Annotated in this window: 22 protein-coding genes and 1 pseudogene; 16 read left to right on the top strand and 7 right to left on the bottom strand. The window is 68.1% G+C overall.

Annotated elements, in window-relative coordinates; all coding sequences use genetic code 11:
• Window positions 1-132: 132 nt before the first annotated feature.
• On the bottom strand, window positions 133-1,476 hold the full coding sequence (locus KBW95_RS19200) for an MFS transporter (RefSeq protein ID WP_211524733.1): 1,344 nt from the start codon (window positions 1,474-1,476) through the stop codon (window positions 133-135).
• 159 nt (window positions 1,477-1,635) lie between these two features.
• Here KBW95_RS19200 and cyoA point away from each other — a divergent pair, with 159 nt between their 5' ends.
• From cyoA to KBW95_RS19250, 10 genes are all read left to right on the top strand, one after another.
• On the top strand, window positions 1,636-2,655 hold the full coding sequence (gene cyoA, locus KBW95_RS19205; protein WP_211524732.1) for a ubiquinol oxidase subunit II: 1,020 nt from the start codon (window positions 1,636-1,638) through the stop codon (window positions 2,653-2,655).
• 2 nt (window positions 2,656-2,657) lie between these two features.
• The gene (cyoB, locus tag KBW95_RS19210; protein WP_211524731.1) at window positions 2,658-4,661 is read left to right on the top strand and encodes a cytochrome o ubiquinol oxidase subunit I; all 2,004 of its coding nucleotides are present in this window, start codon (window positions 2,658-2,660) and stop codon (window positions 4,659-4,661) included.
• Complete coding sequence (gene cyoC / locus KBW95_RS19215; RefSeq protein WP_211524730.1) at window positions 4,654-5,289, top strand: cytochrome o ubiquinol oxidase subunit III; 636 nt, start codon at window positions 4,654-4,656, stop codon at window positions 5,287-5,289. The genes cyoB and cyoC overlap by 8 nt, the downstream gene beginning before the upstream one ends.
• On the top strand, window positions 5,286-5,690 hold the full coding sequence (cyoD, locus tag KBW95_RS19220) for a cytochrome o ubiquinol oxidase subunit IV (RefSeq protein WP_211524729.1): 405 nt from the start codon (window positions 5,286-5,288) through the stop codon (window positions 5,688-5,690). The genes cyoC and cyoD overlap by 4 nt, the downstream gene beginning before the upstream one ends.
• Window positions 5,690-6,484: an SURF1 family protein gene (locus tag KBW95_RS19225; protein ID WP_211529080.1), complete on the top strand. Its 795-nt coding sequence runs from the start codon at window positions 5,690-5,692 to the stop codon at window positions 6,482-6,484. Before cyoD ends, KBW95_RS19225 begins: the two co-directional genes overlap by 1 nt.
• Before the next feature lie 19 nt (window positions 6,485-6,503).
• On the top strand, window positions 6,504-7,853 hold the full coding sequence (locus KBW95_RS19230; RefSeq protein ID WP_211529081.1) for an ATP-binding protein: 1,350 nt from the start codon (window positions 6,504-6,506) through the stop codon (window positions 7,851-7,853).
• Window positions 7,840-8,379 (top strand): response regulator transcription factor, encoded by a 540-nt coding sequence (locus KBW95_RS19235; RefSeq protein WP_211524726.1) that lies wholly within the window; start codon window positions 7,840-7,842, stop codon window positions 8,377-8,379. Before KBW95_RS19230 ends, KBW95_RS19235 begins: the two co-directional genes overlap by 14 nt.
• Complete coding sequence (locus KBW95_RS19240; protein WP_211529082.1) at window positions 8,376-8,777, top strand: cytochrome c family protein; 402 nt, start codon at window positions 8,376-8,378, stop codon at window positions 8,775-8,777. Before KBW95_RS19235 ends, KBW95_RS19240 begins: the two co-directional genes overlap by 4 nt.
• Before the next feature lie 103 nt (window positions 8,778-8,880).
• Window positions 8,881-9,219 (top strand): PadR family transcriptional regulator, encoded by a 339-nt coding sequence (locus KBW95_RS19245; RefSeq protein ID WP_373888825.1) that lies wholly within the window; start codon window positions 8,881-8,883, stop codon window positions 9,217-9,219.
• On the top strand, window positions 9,216-9,758 hold the full coding sequence (locus tag KBW95_RS19250; RefSeq protein ID WP_211529083.1) for a DUF2812 domain-containing protein: 543 nt from the start codon (window positions 9,216-9,218) through the stop codon (window positions 9,756-9,758). The genes KBW95_RS19245 and KBW95_RS19250 overlap by 4 nt, the downstream gene beginning before the upstream one ends.
• Window positions 9,759-9,777: 19 nt before the next feature.
• On the opposite strand, the gene KBW95_RS19255 is transcribed toward KBW95_RS19250, so the two are convergent.
• On the bottom strand, window positions 9,778-10,542 hold the full coding sequence (locus tag KBW95_RS19255; protein WP_211529084.1) for a ZIP family metal transporter: 765 nt from the start codon (window positions 10,540-10,542) through the stop codon (window positions 9,778-9,780).
• 93 nt (window positions 10,543-10,635) lie between these two features.
• Here KBW95_RS19255 and KBW95_RS19260 point away from each other — a divergent pair, with 93 nt between their 5' ends.
• Both KBW95_RS19260 and KBW95_RS19265 read left to right on the top strand, forming a co-directional pair.
• Window positions 10,636-11,091: an acetyltransferase gene (locus KBW95_RS19260; protein ID WP_211524721.1), complete on the top strand. Its 456-nt coding sequence runs from the start codon at window positions 10,636-10,638 to the stop codon at window positions 11,089-11,091.
• Window positions 11,092-11,116: 25 nt separating this feature from the next.
• Window positions 11,117-12,526 carry a metallophosphoesterase gene (locus tag KBW95_RS19265; protein WP_211529085.1) on the top strand — a complete coding sequence of 470 codons (1,410 nt, stop codon included), beginning with the start codon at window positions 11,117-11,119 and terminating at the stop codon, window positions 12,524-12,526.
• Window positions 12,527-12,733: 207 nt separating this feature from the next.
• Here the strand turns inward: KBW95_RS19265 and KBW95_RS19270 are convergent, their stop codons facing one another.
• Window positions 12,734-13,219: a MarR family winged helix-turn-helix transcriptional regulator gene (locus tag KBW95_RS19270; protein WP_211529086.1), complete on the bottom strand. Its 486-nt coding sequence runs from the start codon at window positions 13,217-13,219 to the stop codon at window positions 12,734-12,736.
• A gap of 150 nt (window positions 13,220-13,369) precedes the next feature.
• Here KBW95_RS19270 and KBW95_RS19275 point away from each other — a divergent pair, with 150 nt between their 5' ends.
• Together KBW95_RS19275 and KBW95_RS19280 are read left to right on the top strand one after the other, a co-directional pair.
• Entirely contained in the window at window positions 13,370-16,174 is a 2,805-nt protein-coding gene (locus tag KBW95_RS19275; protein WP_229429885.1) for an EAL domain-containing protein, read from the top strand.
• 102 nt (window positions 16,175-16,276) lie between these two features.
• Window positions 16,277-18,727 (top strand): penicillin-binding protein 1A, encoded by a 2,451-nt coding sequence (locus tag KBW95_RS19280; protein WP_373888826.1) that lies wholly within the window; start codon window positions 16,277-16,279, stop codon window positions 18,725-18,727.
• Here KBW95_RS19280 and KBW95_RS19285 read toward each other — a convergent pair whose 3' ends face one another.
• The 4 genes from KBW95_RS19285 to KBW95_RS19300 all read right to left on the bottom strand — a co-directional run bounded on the left by KBW95_RS19285 (window position 18,728) and on the right by KBW95_RS19300 (window position 22,534).
• Window positions 18,728-19,258: a M23 family metallopeptidase gene (locus KBW95_RS19285; RefSeq protein WP_211524717.1), complete on the bottom strand. Its 531-nt coding sequence runs from the start codon at window positions 19,256-19,258 to the stop codon at window positions 18,728-18,730.
• Between the two features lie 68 nt (window positions 19,259-19,326).
• On the bottom strand, window positions 19,327-21,177 hold the full coding sequence (locus KBW95_RS19290) for a sensor histidine kinase (RefSeq protein WP_211529088.1): 1,851 nt from the start codon (window positions 21,175-21,177) through the stop codon (window positions 19,327-19,329).
• Between the two features lie 125 nt (window positions 21,178-21,302).
• Window positions 21,303-22,049, bottom strand: a complete 747-nt coding sequence (locus tag KBW95_RS19295) for an anti-sigma factor (RefSeq protein ID WP_211529089.1) — start codon at window positions 22,047-22,049, stop codon at window positions 21,303-21,305.
• Window positions 22,049-22,534 carry an RNA polymerase sigma factor gene (locus KBW95_RS19300; RefSeq protein ID WP_211529090.1) on the bottom strand — a complete coding sequence of 162 codons (486 nt, stop codon included), beginning with the start codon at window positions 22,532-22,534 and terminating at the stop codon, window positions 22,049-22,051. Before KBW95_RS19300 ends, KBW95_RS19295 begins: the two co-directional genes overlap by 1 nt.
• 93 nt (window positions 22,535-22,627) lie before the next feature.
• On the opposite strand from KBW95_RS19300, the gene KBW95_RS19305 reads away from it, so the two are divergent.
• Both KBW95_RS19305 and KBW95_RS19310 read left to right on the top strand, forming a co-directional pair.
• Window positions 22,628-23,911 carry a S8 family serine peptidase gene (locus KBW95_RS19305; protein WP_211529091.1) on the top strand — a complete coding sequence of 428 codons (1,284 nt, stop codon included), beginning with the start codon at window positions 22,628-22,630 and terminating at the stop codon, window positions 23,909-23,911.
• 106 nt (window positions 23,912-24,017) lie between these two features.
• Window positions 24,018-24,540: pseudogene (locus KBW95_RS19310) on the top strand (hypothetical protein); the annotation flags it as partial.

The raw sequence follows: 24,540 nt of genomic DNA on the forward strand, positions 1-24,540 counted from the left end.
AAATCCATTTCCTTGCTGTCAATTTGTTAAGGATAGCAAAGCTGGCCCGGGGAAAATGCGCGGATCGTCACGATGTAAAGACAAAAAAAGACGGCCCCGCAGGGCCGTCCTTGTCTGGCGTGCGGCTTCCGCTTAGTCGCGGATCTCCAGCGCCCGGTTCAGGCTCAGCGCCGCCAGCGAACCGACCGCACCCGACAGCAGGTAGAGGCTGACATAGCCCAGGCCGAAGTGCGCCGACAGGCCGAGGGCGACCAGCGGGGCGAAGGCCGCGCCGACCAGCCAGGCCAGGTCCGAGGTCAGGGCCGCGCCGGTATAGCGGTACTGCTGCTTGAAGTTGGCGGTCACGGCGCCGGCAGCCTGGCCGTAGGACAGGCCCAGCAGGGTGAAGCCCACCAGGATGAAGGTGTTCTGGCCGGCCACGCCGCCGTCCATCAGGGTCGGCACGAAGGCCGAGAAGATGGCGATCAGCGCCGCCAGCGTGCCCAGGGTGGTGCGGCGGCCGACGCGGTCGGCGATGTAGCCCGAGGCCAGGATCGCCACGGCCGCCAGGCCCGCGCCCCACATCTGGATCTGCAGGAACTCATCCATCGGACGGGTATCGTAGAGCTGGATCCAGGAGAGCGGGAACACGGTCACCAGGTGGAACAGCGCATAGCTGGCCAGTGCGGCGAGGGCGCCGATGGCGATGTTGCTGCCCTGGCTCTTCACCAGTTCACCGACCGGGGCCGGATCGAGTTCGTGGGCGTCCAGCAGGCGCGAATACTCGCTGGTCGAGACCAGGCGCAGGCGGGCGAACAGGGCCACGACGTTGATGGTGAAGGCGCAGAAGAACGGATAGCGCCAGCCCCAGACCAGGAAGTCGTCCGAGGACAGGTTGGTCAGCAGGTAGGAGAACAGGCCGGCCGCGATCAGGAAGCCGATCGGCGCCGCCAGCTGGCCCAGCATCGCGTACCAGCCGCGCTTGTTCTCCGGCGCGCTCAGCGCCAGCAGCGAGGGCAGGCCGTCCCAGGAACCGCCCTGGGCGACGCCCTGGCCGATGCGCATCAGCGACAGGATCACGATCGAGGTCATGCCGATCTGGCCATAGGTTGGCAAGAAAGAAATCACGACGGTGCAAGTACCCATCAGGAATAGCGCGATGGTGAGCTTGATTTCGCGGCTGAACCGCTTCTGGATCTCCATGAAGATCACCGTGCCCAGCGGGCGCGCCAGGAATGCGAAGGCAAAAACGGTAAAGGAGTAGAGTGTCGCCTCAAGTCGGTCGGCCCATGGGAAAAAGACCGCGGGAAAGACCAGGACGGAAGCGATCGCGTAGACGAAGAAGTCGAAATATTCCGAGGCACGGCCGATGACCACGCCGACGGCTATTTCTCCCGGGTGGATTTCGCCATCCCGGGCGTTGATGTTGCGGGCCCCACTATGAGGGTGGGTGATCGGGGCGGCACCTGCGCCGCCGTACGTCGTCGTGCTTTGCATATTCTTCGTCTCCCTAAAGTACCCGGCCGCCGGCATTTAATCTTTCCTTGTCAAAATGATACTTTTTGGCAAGGGTGGGACAAAACGTCCAATGTTCGCGGACGACCGTTGGCATTACAGTAGCATGTTCTTATTCCCATGTAACGTTAGATACCTAGCATGATTCCTAAAATTGTCCGCCGCGGACTGCCATTGCTCCCGTTAGCCGCCCTCGCAGGCTGCAATACGGTGGTGATGAACCCCACCGGCGATATTGCAAAACAGCAGGCCGACCTGATCACCATCTCGGTCGTGCTGATGCTGATCATCATCGTCCCGGTGATGATCCTGACGGTCCTGTTCGCCTGGCGCTACCGCAAGGGCGCCAACGCCAAGTACACCCCGGACTGGGACCACTCGACCAAGCTCGAGCTCGTGATCTGGGGCGCGCCGCTCCTGATCATCATCGTCCTCGGCCTGATTACCTGGGTCTCGACCCACAAGCTGGATCCCTACCGCCCGCTCGACCGCATCGACGAACACCGTCCGATCCCGGCCTCGACCAAGCCGCTCGAGGTGCAGGTCGTGGCGCTGGACTGGAAATGGCTGTTCATCTACCCGGAGCAGGGCATTGCGTCGGTCAACGAGCTGGTGACCCCGGTCGACGTGCCGGTGCGCTTCAAGATCACCTCGTCGACCGTGATGAACACCTTCTACATCCCGACCCTGGCCGGCATGATCTACGCGATGCCGGGCATGGAGACCACCCTGAACGCGGTGCTGAACAAGCCGGGCGACTACCAGGGCCTGTCGGCCAACTTCAGCGGCGAAGGTTTCTCGCACATGAAGTTCGGCTACAAGGGCGTGAGCGCGGGCGAATTCGACGCCTGGGTCCAGAAGATGAAGGCCAATCCGGGCGTGCTGAACCGCGCGGACTACCTGGCGCTGGAGAAGCCGTCGGTGCGTGAGCCGGTGCGCTACTACGGCCAGGTGGAGCCGGCCCTGTTCAACCGCGTCCTGAACCGTTGCGTGGCCGAAGGCAGCGTCTGCATGAACCAGCAGATGGCCGACGACCACAAGCGCAACCAGGTCGCCGCCGCGATCAAGGCGCTGCCGAAAGCCGCAGCGGCCCAGGTGGCCAACGCCGAAGTCTGCGAGACGCCGGCGGCCGGCAATCCTAACAATCCTGTGAAGAAGTAACCATGCAAGACTCTCTCGACTTGACGAAGCTTATCTTCGGTCGGCTCAGCTGGGACGCGATTCCCTTCCATGAGCCGATCCTGATCGCTACCTTCGCCGGCGTCATCGTGGGCGGTCTGGCCCTGCTCGGCCTGATCTCCTACTTCCGCCTGTGGGGCACCTTGTGGCGCGACTGGATCACCAGTATCGACCACAAGAAAATCGGCATCATGTACATGATCCTCGGCGTGGTGATGCTGCTGCGCGGCTTTGCCGACGCGTTGATGATGCGCGCCCAGCAGGCGTTCGCCTTCGGCTCCAACCACGGCTTCCTGCCGCCGGACCACTACGACCAGATCTTCACCGCCCACGGCGTGATCATGATCTTCTTCGTGGCGATGCCGCTGGTGACGGGCCTGATGAACTACGTAGTGCCGCTGCAGATCGGCGCGCGCGACGTGGCCTTCCCGTTCCTGAACAACTTCTCGTTCTGGATGACCACCATGGGCGCCGTCCTCGTGATGGCTTCGCTGTTCGTGGGTGAATTCGCACGTACCGGCTGGCTGGCCTATCCGCCGCTGTCGGGCATCCTCGCCAGCCCCGGCGTCGGCGTCGACTACTACATCTGGTCGCTGCAGATCGCGGGTGTCGGCACCTTGCTGTCCGGCGTCAACCTGATCGTCACCATCGTCAAGATGCGCGCACCGGGCATGGGCCTGATGAAGATGCCTGTCTTCGTCTGGACCTCGCTGTGCACCAACATCCTGATCGTGATCACCTTCCCGATCCTGACCGCCGTGCTGGCCATGCTGGGCATGGACCGCCTGTTCGACACCGCCTTCTTCACCAACGATCGCGGCGGCAACGCCATGATGTACGTGAACCTGATCTGGATCTGGGGCCACCCGGAGGTGTACATCCTGATCCTGCCGGCCTTCGGCATCTTCTCGGAAGTCGTCTCGACCTTCTGCGGCAAGCGCCTGTTCGGCTACACCTCGATGGTGTATGCGACCTGCGTCATCATGGTGCTGTCCTACCTGGTGTGGCTGCACCACTTCTTCACCATGGGCAGCGGCGCGAGCGTCAATTCGTTCTTCGGCATCACCACGATGATCATCTCGATCCCGACGGGCGCGAAGATCTTCAACTGGCTGTTCACGATGTACCGCGGCCGTATCCGCTTCGAACTGCCGATGATGTGGACCGTGTCCTTCATGCTGACCTTCGTCATCGGCGGCATGACCGGCGTGATGCTGGCGATCCCGGCGGCCGACTTCGTGCTGCACAACTCGCTGTTCCTGATCGCGCACTTCCACAACGTCATCATCGGCGGCGTGGTGTTCGGCCTGTTCGCCGGCTTCAACTACTGGGCGCCGAAGATGTTCGGCGTGAAGCTGAACCAGTTCTGGGGCAAGGTCTCGTTCTGGCTGTGGTCGATCGGCTTCTGGGTCGCCTTCACCCCGCCGTACATCCTGGGCTTCATGGGCTACACCCGCCGCGTGAGCCACTTCGAGGACACCTCGGTGCAGTGGCTGTTCCAGGTCTCGCTGTTCGGCACCCTGATGATCGCCGGCGGTATCGGCGCGCTGCTGCTGCAGATCTTCTTCACCTGGAAGGACCGCAAGTCGCTGCGCGACGTGACCGGCGACCCGTGGGATGGCCGTACGCTGGAGTGGGCGACCTCGTCGCCGCCGCCGGACTACAACTTCGCCTTCACCCCGGTGGTGCATGACAACGACACCTTCGCCGACATGAAGAAGAACGGCTACCAGCGTCCGCTGAAGGACTTCGTGGCGATCCACATGCCCAAGAACACCTGGGCCGGCTTCGGCATCTCGGCGCTGTCGATGGTGGTGGGCTTCGGCATCATCTGGCACATGTGGCTGCTGGTGGGCGCGTCCTTCCTCGTCATGATGGCCGCGATCATCATCCACACGTTTAACTACAAGCGCGACTACTACATCCCGGCGGAAGAAGTGACCCGTACCGAGGAAGCGCACACCCGTTTGTTGGAAAGCCATGTCTGAAATTAAAACCATGACCGGCGCCCTGAGCGCCGACGAGGTGACCGCGCGCTACCTGGTGCGCGAGCACCATCCGGAACAGGGCACCTTGCTCGGCTTCTGGATTTACCTGATGAGCGACTGCCTCATCTTCGCGTCCCTGTTCGCCACCTATGCGGTGCTGGGCCGTAACTACGCCGGCGGTCCGACCGGCGCCGAGCTGTTCGACCTGTCGCTGATCGCCATTAACACCGGCTTCCTGCTGCTGTCGTCGATCACCTTCGGTTTCGCGATGATCTCGGCCCAGGCCAAGAAAGCCGGCGCGACCATCGGCTGGATGGCCGTCACCGGCCTGCTGGGCGCGGCCTTCCTGTCGCTGGAACTGTACGAGTTCTACCACCTGATCCACGAAGGCGCAGGTCCGCAGCGCAGCGGCTTCCTGACCGCGTTCTTCTCGCTGGTCGGCACCCACGGCCTGCACGTGCTGTTCGGCGCGGTGTGGCTGGTGACCCTGATCGTCCAGATCACGAAGCACGGCCTGACCACCGAGAACTTCCGCCGCCTGCAGTGCCTGTCGCTGTTCTGGCACTTCCTGGACGTCGTCTGGATCTTCGTGTTTACCTTTGTCTACCTGATGGGAGTGCTGCCATGAGCGACCACCACCACGATCATGGCCACGGCGATCATGGCCATCATGACGTCTACGTGACGCACTACAGCGCCAAGGACTACGCGATCGGCTTCGTGCTGTCGCTGATCCTGACCGCGATCCCGTTCTGGCTGGTGATGGGCAACGTCCTGCCGCCGGATACGACCAAGTACGTGATCCTCGGCTTCGCCGCCGTGCAGCTGGTCGTGCAGATGATCTACTTCCTGCACATGAACGCCAAGTCGGAAGGCGGCTGGAACCTGATGGCGCTGATCCTGACCGTCGTCCTGCTGGTCATCGTGCTGGCCGGCTCGATCTGGGTCATGCATCACATGAACGCCAACATGATGCCGGCGATGGGTGGCGCGAGCGACACCCTCCACGGCACCCACGACATGCCGTAATGCAGGTCGGGCACGATCAGGCGGCATCCCACCCACAGCCACGCTCCGCGTTCGCGCGGCGTGTGCTGGCGGTGCTGGCCGTGCTCCTGATCGTGCTGTTCGCAGGCCTGGGGACCTGGCAGGTGCTGCGCCTGCAATGGAAACTGGACCTGATCGCACGGGTGAATGCGCGCGTGCACGCTGCCCCCGTTGCGGCGCCCCCGGCGGCGCAGTGGGCGCAGGTCACCAAAGACTCCCACGAATACCGGCGCGTCCAGCTGTCCGGGCACTACCTCTACGAATTCACCACTCCGGTCCAGGCGCTCTCCAGCCTCGGCGCGGGGTTCTGGCTGCTCACGCCCATGTGCACGGCGGAGGGCCAACTTGTCTTCATCAACCGCGGTTTCATTCCCGCAGCCGAGAACCGGGCAGGGCGCTATCCTGCGCGCCGCGCCGGCCCGAATCCCTGCGCCGCGCCGGGCCAGACCGTGAATGTCACCGGGCTGCTGCGCATCAATGAGCCGGGCGGCGGCTTCCTGCGCGATAACGACCCGGCGGGCAACCGCTGGTACTCGCGCGATGTGGCGGCCATCGGCGCCGCGCGCCGCCTGGCGAACGTCGCCCCGTACTTCGTCGACGCCGCCAAGGACCAGGACCCGAAAGGCGCCCCCGAGCGCGCCGTCGGCGGCCTGACCGTCATTTCCTTCCAAAATAACCACCTCGTTTATGCGCTCACTTGGTATGCTCTGGCCCTGATGGTGGCCGGCGCCTTGTGGTGGGCCGGCCGTTACGGTTCAACCACCACCGACGACTGATCGAACGGGACCAGGCTTGATGCAATCACCGCTGGATTTCTTCGCCAAGGCGGGCAAGAGCTCGCCCTCGGCGGCCGCCGCGAACGTGGAGTTCGCCGCCGGCCATAAAAACATGCTGCAGCTGATCGAGCTGCGCTGGATCGCCGTCATCGGCCAGATCACGACCATCGCGGCCGCGATCCTGATCTTCCGCATCGAGCTGCCGCTGGTGCACATGCTGCAGGTGCTGGCCTGCCTGATCGCCTTCAACATCGCCAGCCATTTGCGCTGGCACGAGCACCGGCCGGTGTCGAACGGCGAGATGTTCATGGCCCTGCTGGTCGACGTGGCCAGCCTCACGGTGCTGCTCTACCTCTCGGGCGGCACCACCAATCCCTTCGCCTTCCTCTACCTGCTGCAGGTGATCATCTCGGCGGTGCTGCTGGAAGTGGCCTGGACCTGGTCGATCGTGGTCATCACCATCCTGTGCATGGCCGGCCTGGCCATGTACGCCGAGCCCCTCGCGCTGCCTTTCGACCATGCGCGCGGCATCGCCAGCATCTATGTGCAAGGCCTGCTGGTGTGCTTCGCGCTGAATGCGGCGCTGCTGGTGATGTTCATTTCGCGCATCTCCGACAACCTGCGCGAGAAGGCGGCCCAGCTGGCCGGTCTGCGCCAGCGCGCCGCCGAGGAAGAACACATCGTGCGCATGGGCCTGCTGGCCTCGGGCGCGGCCCACGAGCTGGGCACGCCGCTGGCCACCGTCTCCGTGATCCTGGGCGACTGGAAGCGCATGCCCGAGTTCAAGAAGAACCCGGAACTGCTGGAAGAGATCACCGAGATGCAGACCCAGCTCAAGCGCTGCAAGTCCATCGTCAGCGGCATCCTGCTGTCGGCGGGCGAGGCGCGCGGCGAGTCGGCGGTGCGCACCACCATGCGCGGCTTCCTCGACGGCCTGGTGGCCCAATGGCAGGAAAGCCGTCCCGTGCGGGCCTTCGCATACAATAACCGCATCCGCGAGGACCTGCCGGTGGCGTCCGACTCGGCCCTCAAGCAGACCATCGACAACCTGCTCGACAACGCCCTCGAAGCCTCGCCCGACTGGGTCGGGATGGACGCCCGCATCGAGGACGGCAACCTGACCCTGTCCGTGGTCGACCGCGGCCCCGGCTTCGCGCCCGGCATGCTGGCCCAGCTGGGCAAGCCCTACCAGTCGACCAAGGGCAAGCCCGGCGGCGGGCTGGGCCTGTTCCTCGCGGTGAACGTGGTGCGCAAGCTGGGCGGCACCGTCACCGCGCGCAACCGGCCGGAGGGCGGGGCGGAGGTGGTCCTGTGCCTGCCGCTGTCGGCAATCGAACTGGAAGAGGAAAAGAACAATGTCCAATCCTGAGCCCTTGTTGCTCATCATCGAAGACGACGAAGCCTTCGCCCGTACGCTGAGCCGCTCCTTCGAGCGGCGCGGCTACCGGGTGCTGGTGGCAAGCGGCTACGAGGAAGCGGCGGCCGTGCTGCAGGAACATACCCCGGGCTACGCCGTGGTCGACCTCAAGCTCAAGGGCAATACCTCCGGCCTGTCCTGCGTGCAGCTGCTGCACGAGCACGAGCCGGACATGCTGATCGTGGTGCTCACCGGTTTCGCCAGCATCGCCACGGCGGTGGAAGCGATCAAGCTGGGCGCGGTCCAGTACCTGGCCAAGCCTTCGGACGCCGACGACATCGAGGCCGCCTTCGGCCACGTGGCCGGCAGCACCGACATCGAAGTCACCAACCGCTCCACCTCGATCAAGACCCTGGAGTGGGAAAAGATCCACGCCGTGCTGGCCGAGACCGATTTCAACATCTCGGAAGCCGCGCGCCGCCTCGGCATGCACCGGCGCACCCTGGCGCGCAAGCTCGAGAAGCAGCGCGTCAAATGACCGATGCGGCGACGCGCGCCGTTGCGGCCGCGCCGATTCTTCTCCTCGCTCTGGTGCTGGCGGCGTGCGGCCGCGAGCAGCCCGTGGACCAGGTCGAGGCAGGCCGCAAGGTGTTCGCCCGCTGCGCCAACTGCCACCAGGTGGGACCGGGCGCCCGCAACCTGTTCGGCCCCGAGCTCAACGGCATCATCGGCCGCCGCGCCGGCGGCTTGCCCGGCTACGCCTATTCGCCCGCCCTGAAGCAGGCGGGTTTCACCTGGGACGAAGCGAAACTCGCCGCCTTCGTCCGCGATCCCGAGCAGGTCGTGCCGGGCAATGCGATGCGCTTCTGGGGCCTGAGCGACGAGCGCCAGGTCGCGAACCTGCTCGCCTACCTGCGCTCCCATCCGGCACAATAAGCCTTCATAAGTTGTTGACACAGGATCATTCCCTGCTACTATATCGAGACTCGCTATGTCGGTTGACGATATACTGAGACACGATATAAGAACAGGAGCCCGAGTGGACCTCAACTACGCCAAATACCTGCCGTTGTCGGAAGCCACGTACTACGTGCTGGCCGCCTTGGACGAGCCCTTGCACGGCTATGCGCTGATGCAGAAAGTCGAGGCGATGAGCGAAGGAAACGTGGTCATCGGCCCCGGTACGCTCTACGGCGCTTTCTCAGCCCTGGAGAAGCAGGGCCTGATCGAAAAGCTCAGCGAGGTCGAGCGGCGCAAGACCTACGGATTGACGGACAAGGGCCGGCTGGTGCTGGCCGAGCAGGTGCGCCGGCTTTCCGTCATGGTGCGCAACGGACAGTTTGCTCTTTCACATAACCATCAAGGAGACGCGGCGTGAACGGAACGGAGACGAAGTTCAAGTTTTTCTTTGCCCATGAGGACGAGCAGCAAGAGGCCTGGCTGCGCGCCATGGCGCGCCAGGGCCTGCACCTGGAATCGGTGCATCCGCTCTGCTTCTGGTCCTTCCGCCGCGCAGAGCCGGCCGACGTCGTCTACCGCATCGATTCGCCCGACGCCGGCCGGGATCCCGGCTTCCAGCAGCTCATGGAGGACGCCGGGTGGACGCTTGCGGCCAGGACGGTTGGCTGGCATTACTGGCGCACCGAGGCCGTGCGCGGAAAAACGCCCGAACTGTTCAGCGACAACGCCTCGAAGGCAAGGAAGTTCAAGCAGCGGCTCGGCGTGCTGGTGGCCAGTGCGGTGCCGCTGTTCGTGGTGCTCGTCGTGACCGACATCCTCAGCCGGCTGCACGAGCTGTCGATGCCTTTCCTGCTGGCCTATGGGGGCGGTCTGGTCCTATACGTCCTGTTCCTGCAGTACTCGGTCGTGAAGCTGCTGCAGCGCATCCGCAGGCTGAACGGGCCTTTGCCGGCCTGAGGCTCCGGGCCAGGCCGCCTTAGATTCCGCTCTTGCTGAGCGCGAAGGCTGCCAGGAAGCCCAGGACGGTGATGAGTCCCGCGAAATCGTGGGTTTCTTCGAAGGCTTCGGGAATCATGGTATCGACCAGCATGGCCAGCACCGCGCCCGCCGCCACGGCCATGGTGGCGGCCACCACTTCCGGCGGCGACTCGCTGAACACGCTGTAGCCGGCCAGGGCCGCGATGCCCGACAGCAGGGCGATGCCGCCCCAGATGCCGAAGATGTAGTGCGGCGAGCGGCCCGCGCGCTTCATGCCGGCGGCGCTCGACAAGCCCTCCGGGATGTTCGACATGAAGATCGCTCCCACCGCGACCAGGCTCACGCCGTTCCCGCCCAACATCGACAGGCCGATCACGATCGACTCCGGAATCCCGTCGAGCAGGGCGCCGATCGCGATTGCCAGCCCGCTGCCGCTGTCCTGGGCTTCGCTCGGCTGGCGGCCGCCGGAGCGCTTGCGGTGGCGCGCACCCTGGCGCGCCAGAAGCCAGTTGGCCAGGGTGAACACGGCGGCGCCGGACAGGAAGCCCACCGCGCACGAGCCCAGGCCGTCGGTGTCATAGGCTTCGTCCATCAATTCGAAGGACAGCGCCGAGATCAGGACCCCGCTGCCGAAGGCCATGATGGCGGCGGTCAGGCGCTGCGGTATGGCGAAGCGGTAGCCGGCCACGGCGCCCAGCAGCAGGGCGCCGCCCGCCAGCAGCCCCCAGAAACCCGCCTGCAGCCATGCCGGTATGCTGTCCATCGACTTCCTCCTTGTGCGCCATCATAGCGAAAGGCAAGATACTCGGCCGTACGCCTCATTCCCGTATCCCGGGGGATCAGGCACAATGGCGAAATGAGTGAACCCGAAGCAGACAGCATCCGCATCCGCTGGTCCGAACCACAGGAAGCGGCCCGGCTGGCCGATATCTGGCGCCGCAGCGTGCGCGCCACCCACGACTTCCTGCGCGAGGAAGACTTCCGCGACATCGACATACTCGTGCGCGAGCATTACCTGCCGCAGACGCGGGTCTGGGTCATCGATGTGGATGACGCGCCGGCGGGTTTCATGGGCCTGTCCGGCGCCCACGTGGACGCGTTGTTCATCGATCCCGGGCGGCGTGCGCGCGGCCTGGGCCGGGCCTTGCTCGACCACGCCGCGCGCCTGGCCGGACCGCTGACGGTCGACGTCAACGAACAGAATGCTCTCGCGGTCGGCTTCTACGAGCGCATGGGTTTTCGCCGCAGCGGGCGCTCGCCGCACGACGATGCCGGCCGCCCCTATCCGCTGCTGCACCTGCGCCAGGACTAGGCCGCGCCACGATCCGGAGTCTTCCATGGATGTTCACCTTTTTGTCCGCGCCGCCGCCTTGCTGGCCTGCGCGCTGGCTGCGGGCTGCGGCAGCCTGGCCCGAGGGCCGGCACCCGCGGACGAGCCGGCCTTCGTGGTCCTGGGCCCGGACGGCGAGGCGCGGGCGCGGCTGGTCACGCGCGAACGCGGCTGCCCCGAGATCAGCGTGGACGGACGCGCTGTGCCGATGGCGGTGCGCGTGCCTTACGGCGCGATTCCGTCCCGCCCGGGCGCGGATCCGGTGCTGGCCGGAGCGCCGAGCAGCGCGGTCCTGACCTGCGAGCAGGTCTTGCCGGCCGGCGTGCGTACGGCCAGCGTGCGCGGCCAGCCGCTCGCGCTGCCAGTGCCGGCGCCGCGCCGTATCGTCGTCCTCGGCGACACCGGCTGCCGCCTCAAGAAAAGCAGTCTCCAGGATTGCAACGACCCGGACAGCTATCCCTTCGTCCAGGTGGCCGCCGCGGCCGCGGCCTGGAAGCCGGACCTGGTGATCCACGTGGGCGACTACCACTACCGCGAGGACCCGTGTCCGCCAGGGCGCGCCGGCTGCGCGGGCAGCCCCTGGGGCTATGGCTGGGACGCGTGGCGCGCCGACTTCTTCGCGCCCGGCGCCGCGCTGCTGCGCGCCGCGCCCTGGGTCATGACGCGCGGGAACCACGAGTCCTGCGCCCGCGCGGGCCAGGGCTGGTGGCGCTATCTCGACCCGCGGCCCTTCGAGCCCGGGCGCGACTGCGACCTGCCTGCCGGCGACGCGCGCGCCGACCACGCCGAACCCTATGCGGTGCCGCTCGGCGGCGGCGCCCAGTTGATCGTGTTCGATACCTCCAATACCAGCTGGCGCGGCCTGCCCGAGAGCGACCCGCGGCGCGCGCGCTACCGCGACACCTGGCGCGAGATCGCCCGGCTGGCGCAGGGCGCCGCCTACAACATCGGCGTCGACCATCACCCGCTGTTCGCCTTCGGCGCCAGCCAGGATGCGAAGACCGGGAAGGTCAGCTTGTTCGGCGGCGACAAGGGCCTGCTGGACGCCTTCGGCGACATGGACCGCGGCTACCTGCCGGCCTCGGTTTCCATGCTGCTGTCGGGGCATGTGCACCTGTGGGAGCAGCTCAGCTTCTCCAGCCGCCATCCGACCCAGCTGGTCAGCGGCTTTTCGGGCACCGCCGAGGACACCTTGCCGCTGCCGGCGGTGATCCCGCCGGGGACCGGGCCGGCGCCGGGCGCGGTCGTCGAGCACTTCAGTTCCTGGGTCGACGGCTTCGGCTTCATGACCCTGGAGCGCAGCGGCGCGGCGAGCTGGGAAGTCGGCGTGTGGGACCGGCACGGGCGGCAGCGCAACCGCTGCACGGTCGAGGGCAGCAAGTCGCGCTGCGAGCTGGGCCAGGTGACAGGGGAGTAGCAGAAACGCACGCTAGTGCATTCGCACAAATGGGATTGCCTAAGCTTCACTTTTCAGGCAGACTAGCAGGGTGATGCCGGCCTGTACAGCCGGCGTCCGGTCAGCTACGGAGCGGATTCGTCCGCTTCTTTTACGCCCCCGCATTGCGCCGGGGGCGTTTTTTCGGCGTGCTTCCCATGCGCGTTCAGGATTGAGTGACAGCCGGCTCTACAGCTGAGCCAGCGGAATCTTGCCGATATCGTCCGTATCCAGCTGTTCGATCAAGGTCTCCAGGTCGCGTTCCATGCGCAGCAGGGTGGCTTCGTCGAGGCTTGCCAGCGCGTCCGGCAGTACGCCGGCGAAGGGCATGGGCGCGCGCGCCAGGATCTCGGCGCCGGCCGGCAGCACCCGCAGCGCCACGTTGCGGCGGTCGGCGCTTTCGCGGCTGGCCGCCACGAAGCCGCGCTCGACCAGGCTGCGCACCAGGTTGCTGGCGGTGGACTGGTGGATGTCGAGCTCGCGCGCGAGGCTGGTGGCGCCGATGCCGGGCTGGCGTTCGATGACCGACAGGGCCCACAGCTGGGCTCCGCCGACGCCGGTGTCGCGTTCGACCTGGCGGAAATGGGTCTTGACCGCATTGAACACGATGCGGAACTGGCGCAATACCCGCTGGGGCGGGGTTTCGGGAGGAAGGGAAGGGGTTTCTGGTCGCATGCCGCGATGATACCCGATGCGGCCTTCCACGGGGTTGACGCGGGCGTGCCGGTGCACGCCCGTTTGCCGGGTGTGGCGTCCTTGCTGCGCGGTAACGTCCCGCCAGCCCTTCCCCATCTTTGCTAGCATCGGGCAATGCGAAGCACGCCTTTGACCCACACCTCCCTGCGGATGGGCGCGCTCTCGCGCGCGGCGGTGGCCACGTTCGTGCTCGGCCTCGCCTTGACCGTGGTCTTGTGCGCCGGCCTGCGGCAGGCTGAGACCGAGCGCACGCAGGCCGAGTTTGCCCAGCGCGCGGCGGTGCGCGCCGCCGCGGTCACACGCGCCTTTGACGAGGCGACGGACGCCTTGCGCGCCACCAATCTGTTCTTCCAGGTCTCGGGGCAGCAGTCGGGCGACGTCGGTCGCGCCCAGTTCGACGCCTTCGCCCAGCCGCTGATCCGGCGCCACGGCTATCTCCAGGCGCTCGAGTTCCAGCGCTTCGTCAGCGCGGCGGAGCGCGCAGCCTTCGAGGCCGAGCGCGCGCGCCTGTGGCCGGGTTTCGCCATCCGCGAACGCAGTGCGGACGGGCTGGAGCGCGCCGGGCCGCGCGAGCGCTACCTGGTGAACGACTACGTGGCGCCGATCGTCGGCAACGAAGCGGTGTACGGCTACGACGCGCTGTCCAATACGGCCCAGCGCGCATTCAGCGCGCGCGCGGTCGACAGCGGCGAGCCGATCGCCAGTCCCTTGCTCGACCTGGTGCAGGGAGGCTGGGAGCGGCGCGGCATCCTGATCGCGATGCCGGTCTACCGGCCCGGCGCGCGCCTGGAAAGCCTGGCCGAGAGGCGCGCCGCGGCGCTCGGGCTGACCGTGGTCGTGATCGACGTCGCCCTGCTGGTCGGCGGGAGCCTCGACGCCGCGCACCTGCTGGGCGACCGCGACTTTTCGCTGAGCCTGAGCGCGGCCGGCGCAGACGGCGCCATGCTGCAGGTGTTCCGGCATGGCGAAGCGCCCGGTCCGCTGCCCTGGTGGCAGGTGCTGGCAGGGGAGTCGCCATTGCGCCTGAAGCGCGGTTTCGACGTCGCCGGCTCGCACTGGGAACTGGAGGTCGAGCAGCGCCCGCCGGGGCTGGCCCACCGCCTGGCCGAGCTGGCCGCCCTGGTGTTCGGCATGGTCCTGAGCCTGGCGCTCGCCAGCCTGGTGCAGCAGCGCAGCGCGCGCATCCGGCGCACCGAGGCGCTGGTCGAGCAGCGCACCGCCGCGCTCGAGATCGCAACCGGCTCGCTGCGCCTGTACCAGCGCGCCATCGAAGCGAGCGCCAATCCCATCCTGCTGGCCAGCGCGCTGCGGCCGGGATTTCCGATCGAGTACGCCAACCCGGCGACCAGCCGGGTCTACGGCTACGCCGCCGAGGAGCTGGCCGGCCGCCCGCTGGCCATGCTGGCGGGCGACGCCGCCGAGCAGCCGGCCCTGGAGGAACTGCACCAGGCGCTGCGCGAGCGGCGCGAAGGCCATGCCCTGCTGCGCCAGCAGACCCGCGACGGCACCGAGCTGTTCGGCGACGTCTACATCGCCCCGGTGCGCCGGCCAGGCGGCGTCACCGAGCACTTCGTGATCACCGTGTACGATGTGACCAAGGCCAAGCGCTACGAAGCGGAGCTGGAGCACCACGCCCAGTACGACACCCTGACCGGCCTGGCCAACCGGGCGCTGCTGGCCGACCGCATCGAACGCGCCATCGGCACCTCCGGCGGCAAGCCGGTGTGGGCGGTGGCGCTCGACATCGATCACTTCAAGCTGATCAACGATACCCTGGGCCGCAGCACTGGCGACGAGGCGCTGCGCGCGGTCGCGGCGCGCATCCAGGCGGCGGTGCGGCCGGCCGACACCGCGGCGCGGGTCGGCGGCGACGACTTCATGCTGGTGTTGTGCGGCTGCGCGGACGAGCGCCAGGCCGCCGCGCGCCTGCAGCTGGTGCGCGAGGCCGTCTCCGAACCGCTCGAACTGGATGGCCAGGCCCTGGTGCTGGGCTGCACCGCCGGCGTGGCGGGCTATCCGGCCGATGGCGAGGATGCCGAGACCCTGGTCAAGCATGCCGAGATCGCGATGTACCGGGCCAAGGAGACCGGCCGCAACGCGGTGCAGTTCTACGCGCCGCACATGAACGCGCGGGCGATCGACCGCCTGGTGCTGGAGGGCGCGCTGCGGGTCGCCATCCGCGACGACCAGTTCGAGCTGCATTTCCAGCCGCAGGTGGACCTGGCGAGCGGCTTCGTGGTCGGCACCGAGGCCCTGCTCCGCTGGCGCCACCCGCAACTGGGCACCGTGCGCCCCGACCGCTTCATCGCCCTGGCCGAGGAGACCGGCCTGATCGTCCCGATCGGCGCCTGGGTGCTGCGCACCGCCTGCCGCCAGAACCAGCGCTGGCGGCGCGCCGGGCTGGGGCCGCTGCGGGTGGCGGTGAACCTGTCGGCGCGCCAGTTCGCCGAGCCTGACCTGGTGGAGACCGTGGCGCGCGCGCTCGAGGAATCCGGCCTGCCACCCGACTCGCTCGAGATCGAGCTGACCGAGAGCATGATGATGAGCGACGTCGAGGCGGCCATCGAGACCATGCGCTGCCTGAAGCGCATGGGGATCAAGCTCTCGATCGACGATTTCGGCACCGGCTATTCGAGCCTGTCCTACCTGAAGCGCCTTCCCGTGGACGTGCTCAAGATCGACCGCTCCTTCGTGCAGGACATCGTCTCCAGCGCCGACAGCGCCGCCATGGTGGTCGCCATCGTCTCGCTGGCCCACGGGCTGCGCATGAACGTCATCGCCGAAGGGGTCGAGACCCTGGAGCAGCTCGACTACCTGCGCAACTGCGGCTGCGACGAGGTGCAGGGCTATGTCTATTGCCAGCCGCAGCCCGTGCAGGAGGTCGAACCCCTGCTGCGCGCCGGGCGGGTGCAGCCGGCGCCGGTCGACCCCTGAGCGCCCGAGAGAGCGCTGGCGCACCGTCGGCGCAGTCCAGGTCGGCTATACTTGATCCATTGCGCTTCAATGCGCGCGGATCGGCAATTGGCGGGACAATCAGTGAACCAGGACGACACGACAAGCAACCCAGTAACACGTCATGGCAAGCGCCTGGTGGCCGGCGCTGCCCGGCATGCCCAGGCCGGAGTAACGCGGGCCAGGGAGCGCCTGCGCGACCGCCCCCTGTGGGAACAGGCGGCCCTGGTCGGCCTGTGGTCCGCGGCCGCGCTCCTGTCCATCTTCTTCGTTTACCTCCTGATCCTGATTCCGCTCACGCCCGGCATCGAGGACCTGAACCAGGCGCGCACCGCGCGCCCGACCCGCATCCTGTCCGCCGACGGCAAGGAGCTCGGGACCTTCGAACAGGGCCTGCAGGAGCGGGTCAGGCTGTCGCAGATCTCGCCCGAGGTGATCAAGGCGCTGATCGCCACCGAGGACCACCGCTTCTACGAGCACCACGGCGTCGATTTCACCCGCATCGCCGGCGCCATGTGGGCGACGCTCAAGGGCGACCCGCAGGGCGGCTCCACCATTACGCAGCAGCTCGCGCGCAACATGTTCCCCGAGGAGATCGGGCGCGCGCGCAGCATCAACCGCAAGATGAAGGAGCTGATCACCGCGATCAAGATCGAGAACACCTACAGCAAGACCGAGATCCTCGAGGCCTACCTGAACACGGTGCCCTTCCTGTACAACGCCTACGGCATCGAGATGGCGGCGCGCACCTATTTCAACAAGCCGGCCGCGCGCCTGGACGTGCTGGAGGCGGCGACCCTGGTCGGCATGCTCAAGGGGACGCATTACTACAATCCGGTCACCAATCCCGAACGCTCGCTCCAGCGCCGCAACGTGGTGCTGAACCAGATGCGCAAGCACGGCGCCTTCACCGAGCAGCGCTACCGCCAGCTGTCCAAGCGCCCGCTGCGGGTGCGCTTCGCGCGCCTGCCGGACCGCAGCGGCCGCGACAGCCATTTCACCGCCTTCGTGCGCAAGTGGCTGCTCGAATGGGCCGACGAGAACGACTACAACCTACAGCTCGACGGCCTGGTGGTCGAAACCACCCTCGACCTGGCCCTTCAGGAGGCGGCCCAGCGCGCGGTGGAGCGCCAGTCGAATGCGCTGCAGGCGATCGCCGACGTCGAATGGTCCCAGCCCAGCCTGGTGCGTTCGACCTCGACGGGCATGTACCAGTCGATGCGGGGCGACGTGAATCCCTTCGCCTATTACTGGAGTTCGCGCGCGCGCACCCTGGACGCCTTCGTGCGCGAAAGCGCCGAGTACCGCCGCGCGGTCGAGGAGGGCGAGGCCCCGGCCGCGGCCCTCAAGCGCCTGAAGGGCGACCGCCAGTTCATGAACGCGCTCAAGACGGCCAAGTCGCGCCTGGAGGCGGGCTTCGTGGCCATCGATCCGACCAACGGCGAAGTGCGGGCCTGGGTCGGCAGCCGCGATTTCGAGCGCGATCAGTTCGACCACGTCGCCCAGGCCCTGCGCCAGCCCGGCTCCACCTTCAAGCCTTTCGTCTACGCGGCGGCCCTGGAGCGCGGCATTCCGCCGGACCAGACCTACCGCGACGTGGTGCAGGACATCCGCGCCGCCGACGGCACCGTCTGGCGCCCGACCGACATGTCGGGCAATACCGGCCGCAGCATGACCCTGCGCGACGGCCTGGTCTACTCCAAGAACACGATCACCGCCCAGGTGATGCAGGAAGTCGGGCTGCCGCCGATCGTGCGCCTGGCCCAGGGCATGGGCATCCGCCAGAGCAAGCTGTCGGCCGTACCCTCGCTCGCACTGGGCACCAGCCCGGTGACCCTGCTCGAGATGGTGAGTTCCTACGCCACCATCGCGGCCGAGGGCGAGTACCGCAAGCCGGTCTTCGTGCGCCGCATCCTCGACCGCGACGGCCGCGTGGTGGCCGATTTCGCGGCCGCCGTGCCGGAGCGCGCGATGTCGCAGGAGTCGGCCGTGACCCTGATCGACATGCTGCGCGGGGTGGTCACGCGCGGCACCGGCGGCGGGGTGCGCTACCGCTTCGGCATCGCCGGCGACGTGGCGGGCAAGACCGGCACCACCCAGAACAATACGGACGGCTGGTTCATCCTGATGCATCCGAACCTGGTGGCGGGCGCCTGGGTCGGCTTCAACGACAACCGGGTGACCATCCGCAGCACCTACTGGGGCCAGGGCGGCCACAATGCGGCGCTGCTGGTGGGGGACTTCTTCCGCGCCGCGCTCGACAGCGGCAAGATCGATCCGAAGGCCACCTTCCCTGGCGCGCCGGCGCCGGCCGCACCGCGCTACGAAGACGAGGGCGAGGAGGAGTTCGAAGAACTGCCGGGCGACGCGCCGGTCGAGGTGATGGTGCCGGAAGAAGAGTCCGAGCCGGCCCCGCAGCCGACCGAGGAAGAGATCCAGGAGGCCATCGAGGAACAGGCGCCGCCGGTCCCGGAGCCGGCGCCGCCGCCGCCCCAGATCCAGGGCGCGCCGGATCCGGCGGCCGACATTCCCTGATCAGGGCGCGCCGGGCGTCGTACTGAGCAAGGGATAGGGGTTGAGCGCGCCGCCCGCTTCATACACGCCGTAGTGCAGGTGCGGCGGCGTGCCCTTGGCGTTGCCGCTGTCGCCCACGTAGCCGAGCACGCGGCCCGGCGCCACCCGCATTCCCGCATGCACATCCGCATAGCCGTCCAGGTGGGCGTAGTAGTGACGCTGCCCGGCCGGCCCCAGCACCCATACCACCAGTCCCCCCAGCCGGTTGGACCCGACCCGCAGCACGATGCCTTCGGTCGCCGACAGCACCGGCGTGCCGCGCCTGGCGAATATGTCGATGCCCTCGTGCCGGCGGCCTTCGCCGCGCGCCGCGTGCCAGGTGTCGCGCAGGCCCTTGGGCCGCACGCCCTGGACCGGCATGGCGAGCGAGGTGGGCGCCGGCATCCCGGCCAGGCGGATCGCGTACAGCGCGTGCCTGAGCCAGGGTTCGAGCAGGGCGTAGCCCAGGATCAGGACGGCGGCAAGCAGGAGACTGCGCAGGAAGACTCGCATGGGCGCTCCATCGGTAGCGAATCCTGAACAGGTATGGGCGCGCGCGCGGATTTACAGGGCGGACTCGATCAGGCGGCGCTGGCCGCCGCTTCGCCGCCGGCGTCGGCGGCGGGCGCGCTCAGTTCCGGCGCCGGGCAGGCGGGAAAGCTCACGGTGAAGGTGCTGCCGCGTCCCTGGCCTTCGCTCTGGACGTGCACGGTGCCGCCGTGCAGGGAGGCGAGCTGCTTGACCAGGGCCAGTCCCAGGCCCAGGCCGCCCTGGGCGCGGTCGATGCTGGTCGGGCCCTGCACCAGCACGTCGAAGATCACCGGCAGCAGCTCCGGCGCGATGCCCACGCCGGTGTCGCTGACCTCGACCACGGCGCGGCCCGCCACGCGGTAGCCGCGCACGGCGATGCGCCCGCCCGCCGGGGTGTACTTGATGGCGTTGTGCAGCAGGTTGTCGATGATCTGCTCCAGGCGGGTGCGGTCGCCCTCGACCCATACTTCCTCGACCTCCACGCTCCACTGGTGGTTGCCGGCATCCACCAGCGCCTTGGCCGCGCAGCAGGAGCGCAGGATCTCGGCCAGGTCGACCTGCGTGTGCTGGAGCACGATCTTGCCGGACAGGATGCGCTGGACGTCGAGCAGGTCGTCGACGATGCGGGTCAGGTGGCGCATCTGGCGCCGGCTGATCTCGCGCGCGTTGGCGGCGACTTCGGGTTTGATGGCCGGCATGTCGAGGACCGCCATGGCGCCCGAGATGGCGGCCAGCGGATTACGCAGCTCGTGGCCCAGCATGGCCAGGAAATTGTCTTTCGCGCGGCTCTGGCCTTCGGCCAGCTTGCGGGCGTGCTGCTCGCTCAGCAGCAGCTGTTCGCGTTCGTCCTGCAGGGCCTGGCGCACGGAGCTTTCGCGGGCCAGGGCCTCGCTGGTGTGATGCAGGCCGGAGAGCAGGGCGTCGACTTCCTCGACCCGGGTCGGGGCCGGGCGCGGCAGGGCGCGCTGGCCCAGCGAGCGCGCCGCGGCGGCCGCGTGGCGCAGCGCCGCTTCCAGCTTGTTGCCGAGGAAGGCCGCCACCGCGAGCGCCAGGCCCATCAGGAGCATCAGGGCCAGCGCCGCGTACAGGGTGGCGGTGCGCGCCGCGGCCTCGATTTCCGCCACCGGCACGCCGATCACGACCGTCCAGTTGCTGGTCTGGGAACGGGTGAACACGCCATAGACTTCGGCGCCGTCATGGGTGGTGTGGCGGAACACGCCGCTGCTGGTGGCGCGGGTAGCGGCCAGGAAATCCGGGCGCATGGGTTTGCCCACCGTGCTGCCGGCGTGGCGGTTGCGCACCAGGGTGGTGCCGGCGGCGTCGAAGATGCCGACCACCCAGTCGCGGCCGAGCGCGTCGTGGTTGAGGATGCGCGCGAAATGGCGCACGTCGAAGACCCGGCTGACGATGTAGTGCTTGCCGGGGCCGACCACGGCCGGAACGTCGACCGACACCGTCGGCCGCTGGGCCATGGTGCCGACGAAGTAGCCGGACACGCGCGTGCCGCGCTCGGGCGTGACCTCGGCCGCCCAGGCGCCGGTGGTGGAGGGAAGCGGGGTGCCGAAGGGCACCAGGGTATTGAACAGGCCGCGGCCTTCCTGGTCGGCCAGCACGGTCCAGGACCACAGGTTGCCTTCGTTGATCGAGCTGGCCCAGCGGTGCAGGCGCGCGTAGTCGCTGCTGCGCAGGCTCTCGGAATGGGCAATGCCGCGCAGCGAGGATTCGGCGGCGGCGATCTCGCGGTCGATCTGGAAGGCGGTCGCGCGCGCCATCTCCTTGACGCTGCTGATGCGCGACTCGCGTTCCCAGTCGAGCAGCATGGACAGCCCGATCCAGAAGGCGAGCGCCACTGGGATCAGGATGGCCGCCGCCATCAGGAACAGGTAGGTACGAGTCTTCATCCGCCGTAAGTCTTGCCGAAAACAGGAAAACGGCATGCTCCGGCCGCGTCGCCGGACCATGCCCATCAGCAATCATTGTAACGGGATAAAGTTTTTCTTGTTAGATATTTGTCGTGCAAGCAACTTTAGCGGGCAGGCGCTGAGTTGCGCCAGCCACGCTGGCGGGCGGCTTCCTCGCCGGCGGCATCCAGCGGCGCGCCTTCGATGCGGGCGTCGATGGCGTCCAGCACGGCCGGGGGCAGGGCGCTGCCGGCCTGGCGGTAGCTGCCTTCCAGCTGGGGCGAGGTCTCGGACAGCACCGGAATGCGCCACTCCTGGCCTTCGCGGCAAGCCAGGCCGGCCGAGGCGCCGTAGACGAAGCCGCGGCAATAGTTGCCGTCGCGGGAGGCGAAGCTGACGCCGACGCGGGCGGCGCCGCCTTTGGCGCCGCCAACTTGCCGGTCGAGCGCATCGGCCAGTTCGCCCTGGGCCACCAGTTGGCCGCCGTTGCCGGCGATGGCGGGCTCGCCGCCCCCCGGGCCGGCCTTGCCGACCAGGATGCCGAGCACCAGGGTCGCGGCCAGTGCGCCCCATTCGGGCCAGGACCAGCGCCGGCGCGCGGGCGGCTCGGCCTGCGGCTTGATGCGCTCCGCGCGCGCCGCATCGAGCTGCACGACCCGCGCCGTCAGCTGCGGCTGCAGGCGCTCCGGCACCGGTTCGCCGAGGATGCCGGCGAAGGCGCCCGCGATGTCCTGGCGCAGGACGCGGTGGCGCTCCACGGCGGCCGCGACCTGCGGATCTTCGCGCATGGCCTGCTCGATGGCGGCGCGCTGAGTAGGGTCCAGCTCGCCGTCGGCGTAGGCCATCAGGGTGTCGTCGTCAAATTTCGTCATCATCGTCTCGCAGGTTGATCCGCCAACAGTTGTTGCAGGGCTTCGCGCGCCCGGGCCAGGCGGCTGGTGAGCGTGCCGACCGGGATCTCGAGCACCTCGGCCGCTTCCTTGTAGGGCAGCCCGTCCACCAGGACCAGGCCCACCACCAGCTTGTGCTCCTCGGACAGCAGGCTGATCGCCTTCTGGACGGCCAGGCGCTGCTGGTGGGCGCCGGCATGGTCGTCGCCGACATGTTCGCCTTCCTCCTCGGGCGCGAACAGCTCGTCGCGCCGCGCGCGGCTGCGCACCTCGTCGATCCACGCATTCTTGATGATGCGGAAGATCCAGCTGTCCAGGCGCGTGCCGGCTTCCCACTGTTCGCTGCGGCCCAGCGCGCGCTCCATCGCGATCTGCACCAGGTCGTCCGCGTCTTCGCGGTGGTAGGTCAGCGACCGGGCAAAGCGGCGCATGCGGGGCAGCAGGGCTGCAATTTCGTTGGCTAGCATAGGCTTCTATAGATGTGTAACGAAAGGGCGAGGGATTTTCTTCCCTGTTTCGTTCGTTTTTCCTTCAAGCGCACAATCATATATGATCGGCTCATGAAGTTCCTTACTGCAAATATCTGTGCTGCGGTCTCGCTCTTGATGGGCGCAGCCACCCCGGCCCGGGCTCAGCTTGGCCTGCCCAGGCTGCCCCTGCCGCAACAGATCGGCCCCCTGGATGTCGAGCGGCTGCGCCGCCCCGTGGACCAGCTGCTCGACCGCACGCCCTTGCCGGAGCTCGGCACGCTGCGCCTGGACACGGTGCGCGGCCTGCTGCGCCGCCATCCGGACCTGCTCGAAGCCGACCCGCGCGGCGAGCCTGCCGTGCGCGGCGAGATCCTGGCCTGGTCGCCCAGCGCCGCGGCGCTCGACGCGGCCGCGCAGGCGGGCCTGCGCATCGCGCGCGAAGAAACCCTGCCTGCGCTCGGCGAACGGCTAGTGGTGCTGCGCGTGCCGGCCGGCGTGGCGACTGCCGCGCTGGTGGAGCGCCTGCGCGCGCTCGACCCCGACGGCGGCTACGACTTCAACCACGTGTATACGGGCAGCGGCACTGCGGGCGGCGTGCCTGCGGCGGGCGCGGGAGCCGGGCGGGTGGGCCTGGTCGACAGCGGCGTCGACGCAGGTCACGCCGTGTTCGGCAAGGCCTCCGTGACCCGCTGGGGCTGCGGCGGGCGCCTGGTGCCGGATGCGCACGGCACGGCGGTCGCCGCCCTCATGGTCGGCCGCTCGGAGGTCTTGCGCAGCGCGGCGCCCGACGCCGCCCTGTACGCCGCCGACGTGTATTGCGGCAGCCCGGCCGGCGGCGCCGCCGACCGCATCGCCGCTGCGCTGGCCTGGCTGGCGCAGCAGGAGGTCGGCGTGATCAATGTGAGCCTGGTCGGTCCGCCCAATGTCTTGCTGGGACGCGCCGTGGCGGCCATGCAGGCGCGCGGCCACCTGCTGGTGGCGGCGGTCGGCAACGACGGCCCGGCGGCCCCGCCGCTGTATCCGGCCAGCTATCCGGGCGTGGTCGGCGTCACCGGCGTGGACCGGCGCGGCCGGCTGCTGCCCGAAGCCGCGCGCGGCCCGCAGGTGATGTTCGCCGCACCCGGCAGCCAGATGGTCAGCGCCGCTCCCGGCGCACCGCCTTACCGGCAGGTGCGCGGGACCTCGTTCGCCGCGCCGATCGTCGCCGCCTTGCTGGCGCAGCGGCTTCCGCGCCCGGACCGCAGTGCCGCGGCCAAGGCCATCGAGGCCCTGGCGCGCGAAGCGGACGGCGCCAAGGCGGGGTTTGTCAGCAACGAGATCGGCCGCGGGATCGTCGGCGCGGCCCTGCGCACCGACCCTTCGCAGCTGCGTTGAAATTTTTTTTTGAAATTTTTTTCAACGCATGGAAGAAATCGCCCAGCCGGCTCGTTTTCCTTGTAAGAGCGACGGATTGTCCGCGCCACGCACAAGGAGAAACAACATGAAAACCAAACACATCGCCCGTACCATCGCCATCGTCTTCGCCATCGGCATGACCCACACCGCGCAGGCCCAGCTGCTGGGCGGTGGCGGCGGCCTCGGCGGCTCGCTCGGCGGTTCGATCGGCGGCATGGTGGGCGGCGCAGGCGGCATGGGCAGGATGGGCGGAATCGAAACGGTGGGCCGCATGGGCGGTGATCTGCGCGGCGAAGGACGCCTGGCGCGCGAAGCTGCCGACCGCGCAGCCAACCAAGCGCGCGAAGCGCGCGGCAACGCCAACGGCTCGGTCGCGGGCGAATTGACCGGCTCGATCACCCGCGCTTCGCAGCAAGCTCCGTCGGCCGGCACGCCGGCCCAGCCAGAAGCGCCGTCGCCGCGTCCAGGGCTGCTGTCGGGTGCGGGCAATATCGCGGGCAATGCGTCCGGTGCGCTGGCCGCGGAACGGAGCGCCAGCCTGAACGCCAGCGGCGGCGGCGCATCGGCCCGCGCCGGCGGCAGCGGCTCGGGCTCCGCCTCGATCGGCA

The organism is Massilia sp. ZL223 (assembly GCF_018119395.1).
Classification (GTDB): domain Bacteria; phylum Pseudomonadota; class Gammaproteobacteria; order Burkholderiales; family Burkholderiaceae_D; genus Telluria.

Excerpts from the sequence above, each read along its gene's own strand:
- cyoC (WP_211524730.1), top strand. The coding sequence starts at position 4,654 with ATGTCTGAAATTAAAACCATGACCGGCGCCCTGAGCGCCGACGAGGTG.
- KBW95_RS19240 (WP_211529082.1), top strand. The coding sequence starts at position 8,376 with ATGACCGATGCGGCGACGCGCGCCGTTGCGGCCGCGCCGATTCTTCTC.
- KBW95_RS19300 (WP_211529090.1), bottom strand. The coding sequence starts at position 22,534 with ATGCTAGCCAACGAAATTGCAGCCCTGCTGCCCCGCATGCGCCGCTTT.
- KBW95_RS19225 (WP_211529080.1), top strand. The coding sequence starts at position 5,690 with ATGCAGGTCGGGCACGATCAGGCGGCATCCCACCCACAGCCACGCTCC.
- KBW95_RS19305 (WP_211529091.1), top strand. The coding sequence starts at position 22,628 with ATGAAGTTCCTTACTGCAAATATCTGTGCTGCGGTCTCGCTCTTGATG.
- KBW95_RS19295 (WP_211529089.1), bottom strand. The coding sequence starts at position 22,049 with ATGACGAAATTTGACGACGACACCCTGATGGCCTACGCCGACGGCGAG.
- KBW95_RS19200 (WP_211524733.1), bottom strand. The coding sequence starts at position 1,476 with ATGCAAAGCACGACGACGTACGGCGGCGCAGGTGCCGCCCCGATCACC.
- KBW95_RS19265 (WP_211529085.1), top strand. The coding sequence starts at position 11,117 with ATGGATGTTCACCTTTTTGTCCGCGCCGCCGCCTTGCTGGCCTGCGCG.
- KBW95_RS19235 (WP_211524726.1), top strand. The coding sequence starts at position 7,840 with ATGTCCAATCCTGAGCCCTTGTTGCTCATCATCGAAGACGACGAAGCC.
- KBW95_RS19230 (WP_211529081.1), top strand. The coding sequence starts at position 6,504 with ATGCAATCACCGCTGGATTTCTTCGCCAAGGCGGGCAAGAGCTCGCCC.
- KBW95_RS19285 (WP_211524717.1), bottom strand. The coding sequence starts at position 19,258 with ATGCGAGTCTTCCTGCGCAGTCTCCTGCTTGCCGCCGTCCTGATCCTG.
- KBW95_RS19255 (WP_211529084.1), bottom strand. The coding sequence starts at position 10,542 with ATGGACAGCATACCGGCATGGCTGCAGGCGGGTTTCTGGGGGCTGCTG.
- cyoD (WP_211524729.1), top strand. The coding sequence starts at position 5,286 with ATGAGCGACCACCACCACGATCATGGCCACGGCGATCATGGCCATCAT.
- cyoB (WP_211524731.1), top strand. The coding sequence starts at position 2,658 with ATGCAAGACTCTCTCGACTTGACGAAGCTTATCTTCGGTCGGCTCAGC.
- cyoA (WP_211524732.1), top strand. The coding sequence starts at position 1,636 with ATGATTCCTAAAATTGTCCGCCGCGGACTGCCATTGCTCCCGTTAGCC.
- KBW95_RS19270 (WP_211529086.1), bottom strand. The coding sequence starts at position 13,219 with ATGCGACCAGAAACCCCTTCCCTTCCTCCCGAAACCCCGCCCCAGCGG.
- KBW95_RS19260 (WP_211524721.1), top strand. The coding sequence starts at position 10,636 with ATGAGTGAACCCGAAGCAGACAGCATCCGCATCCGCTGGTCCGAACCA.
- KBW95_RS19290 (WP_211529088.1), bottom strand. The coding sequence starts at position 21,177 with ATGAAGACTCGTACCTACCTGTTCCTGATGGCGGCGGCCATCCTGATC.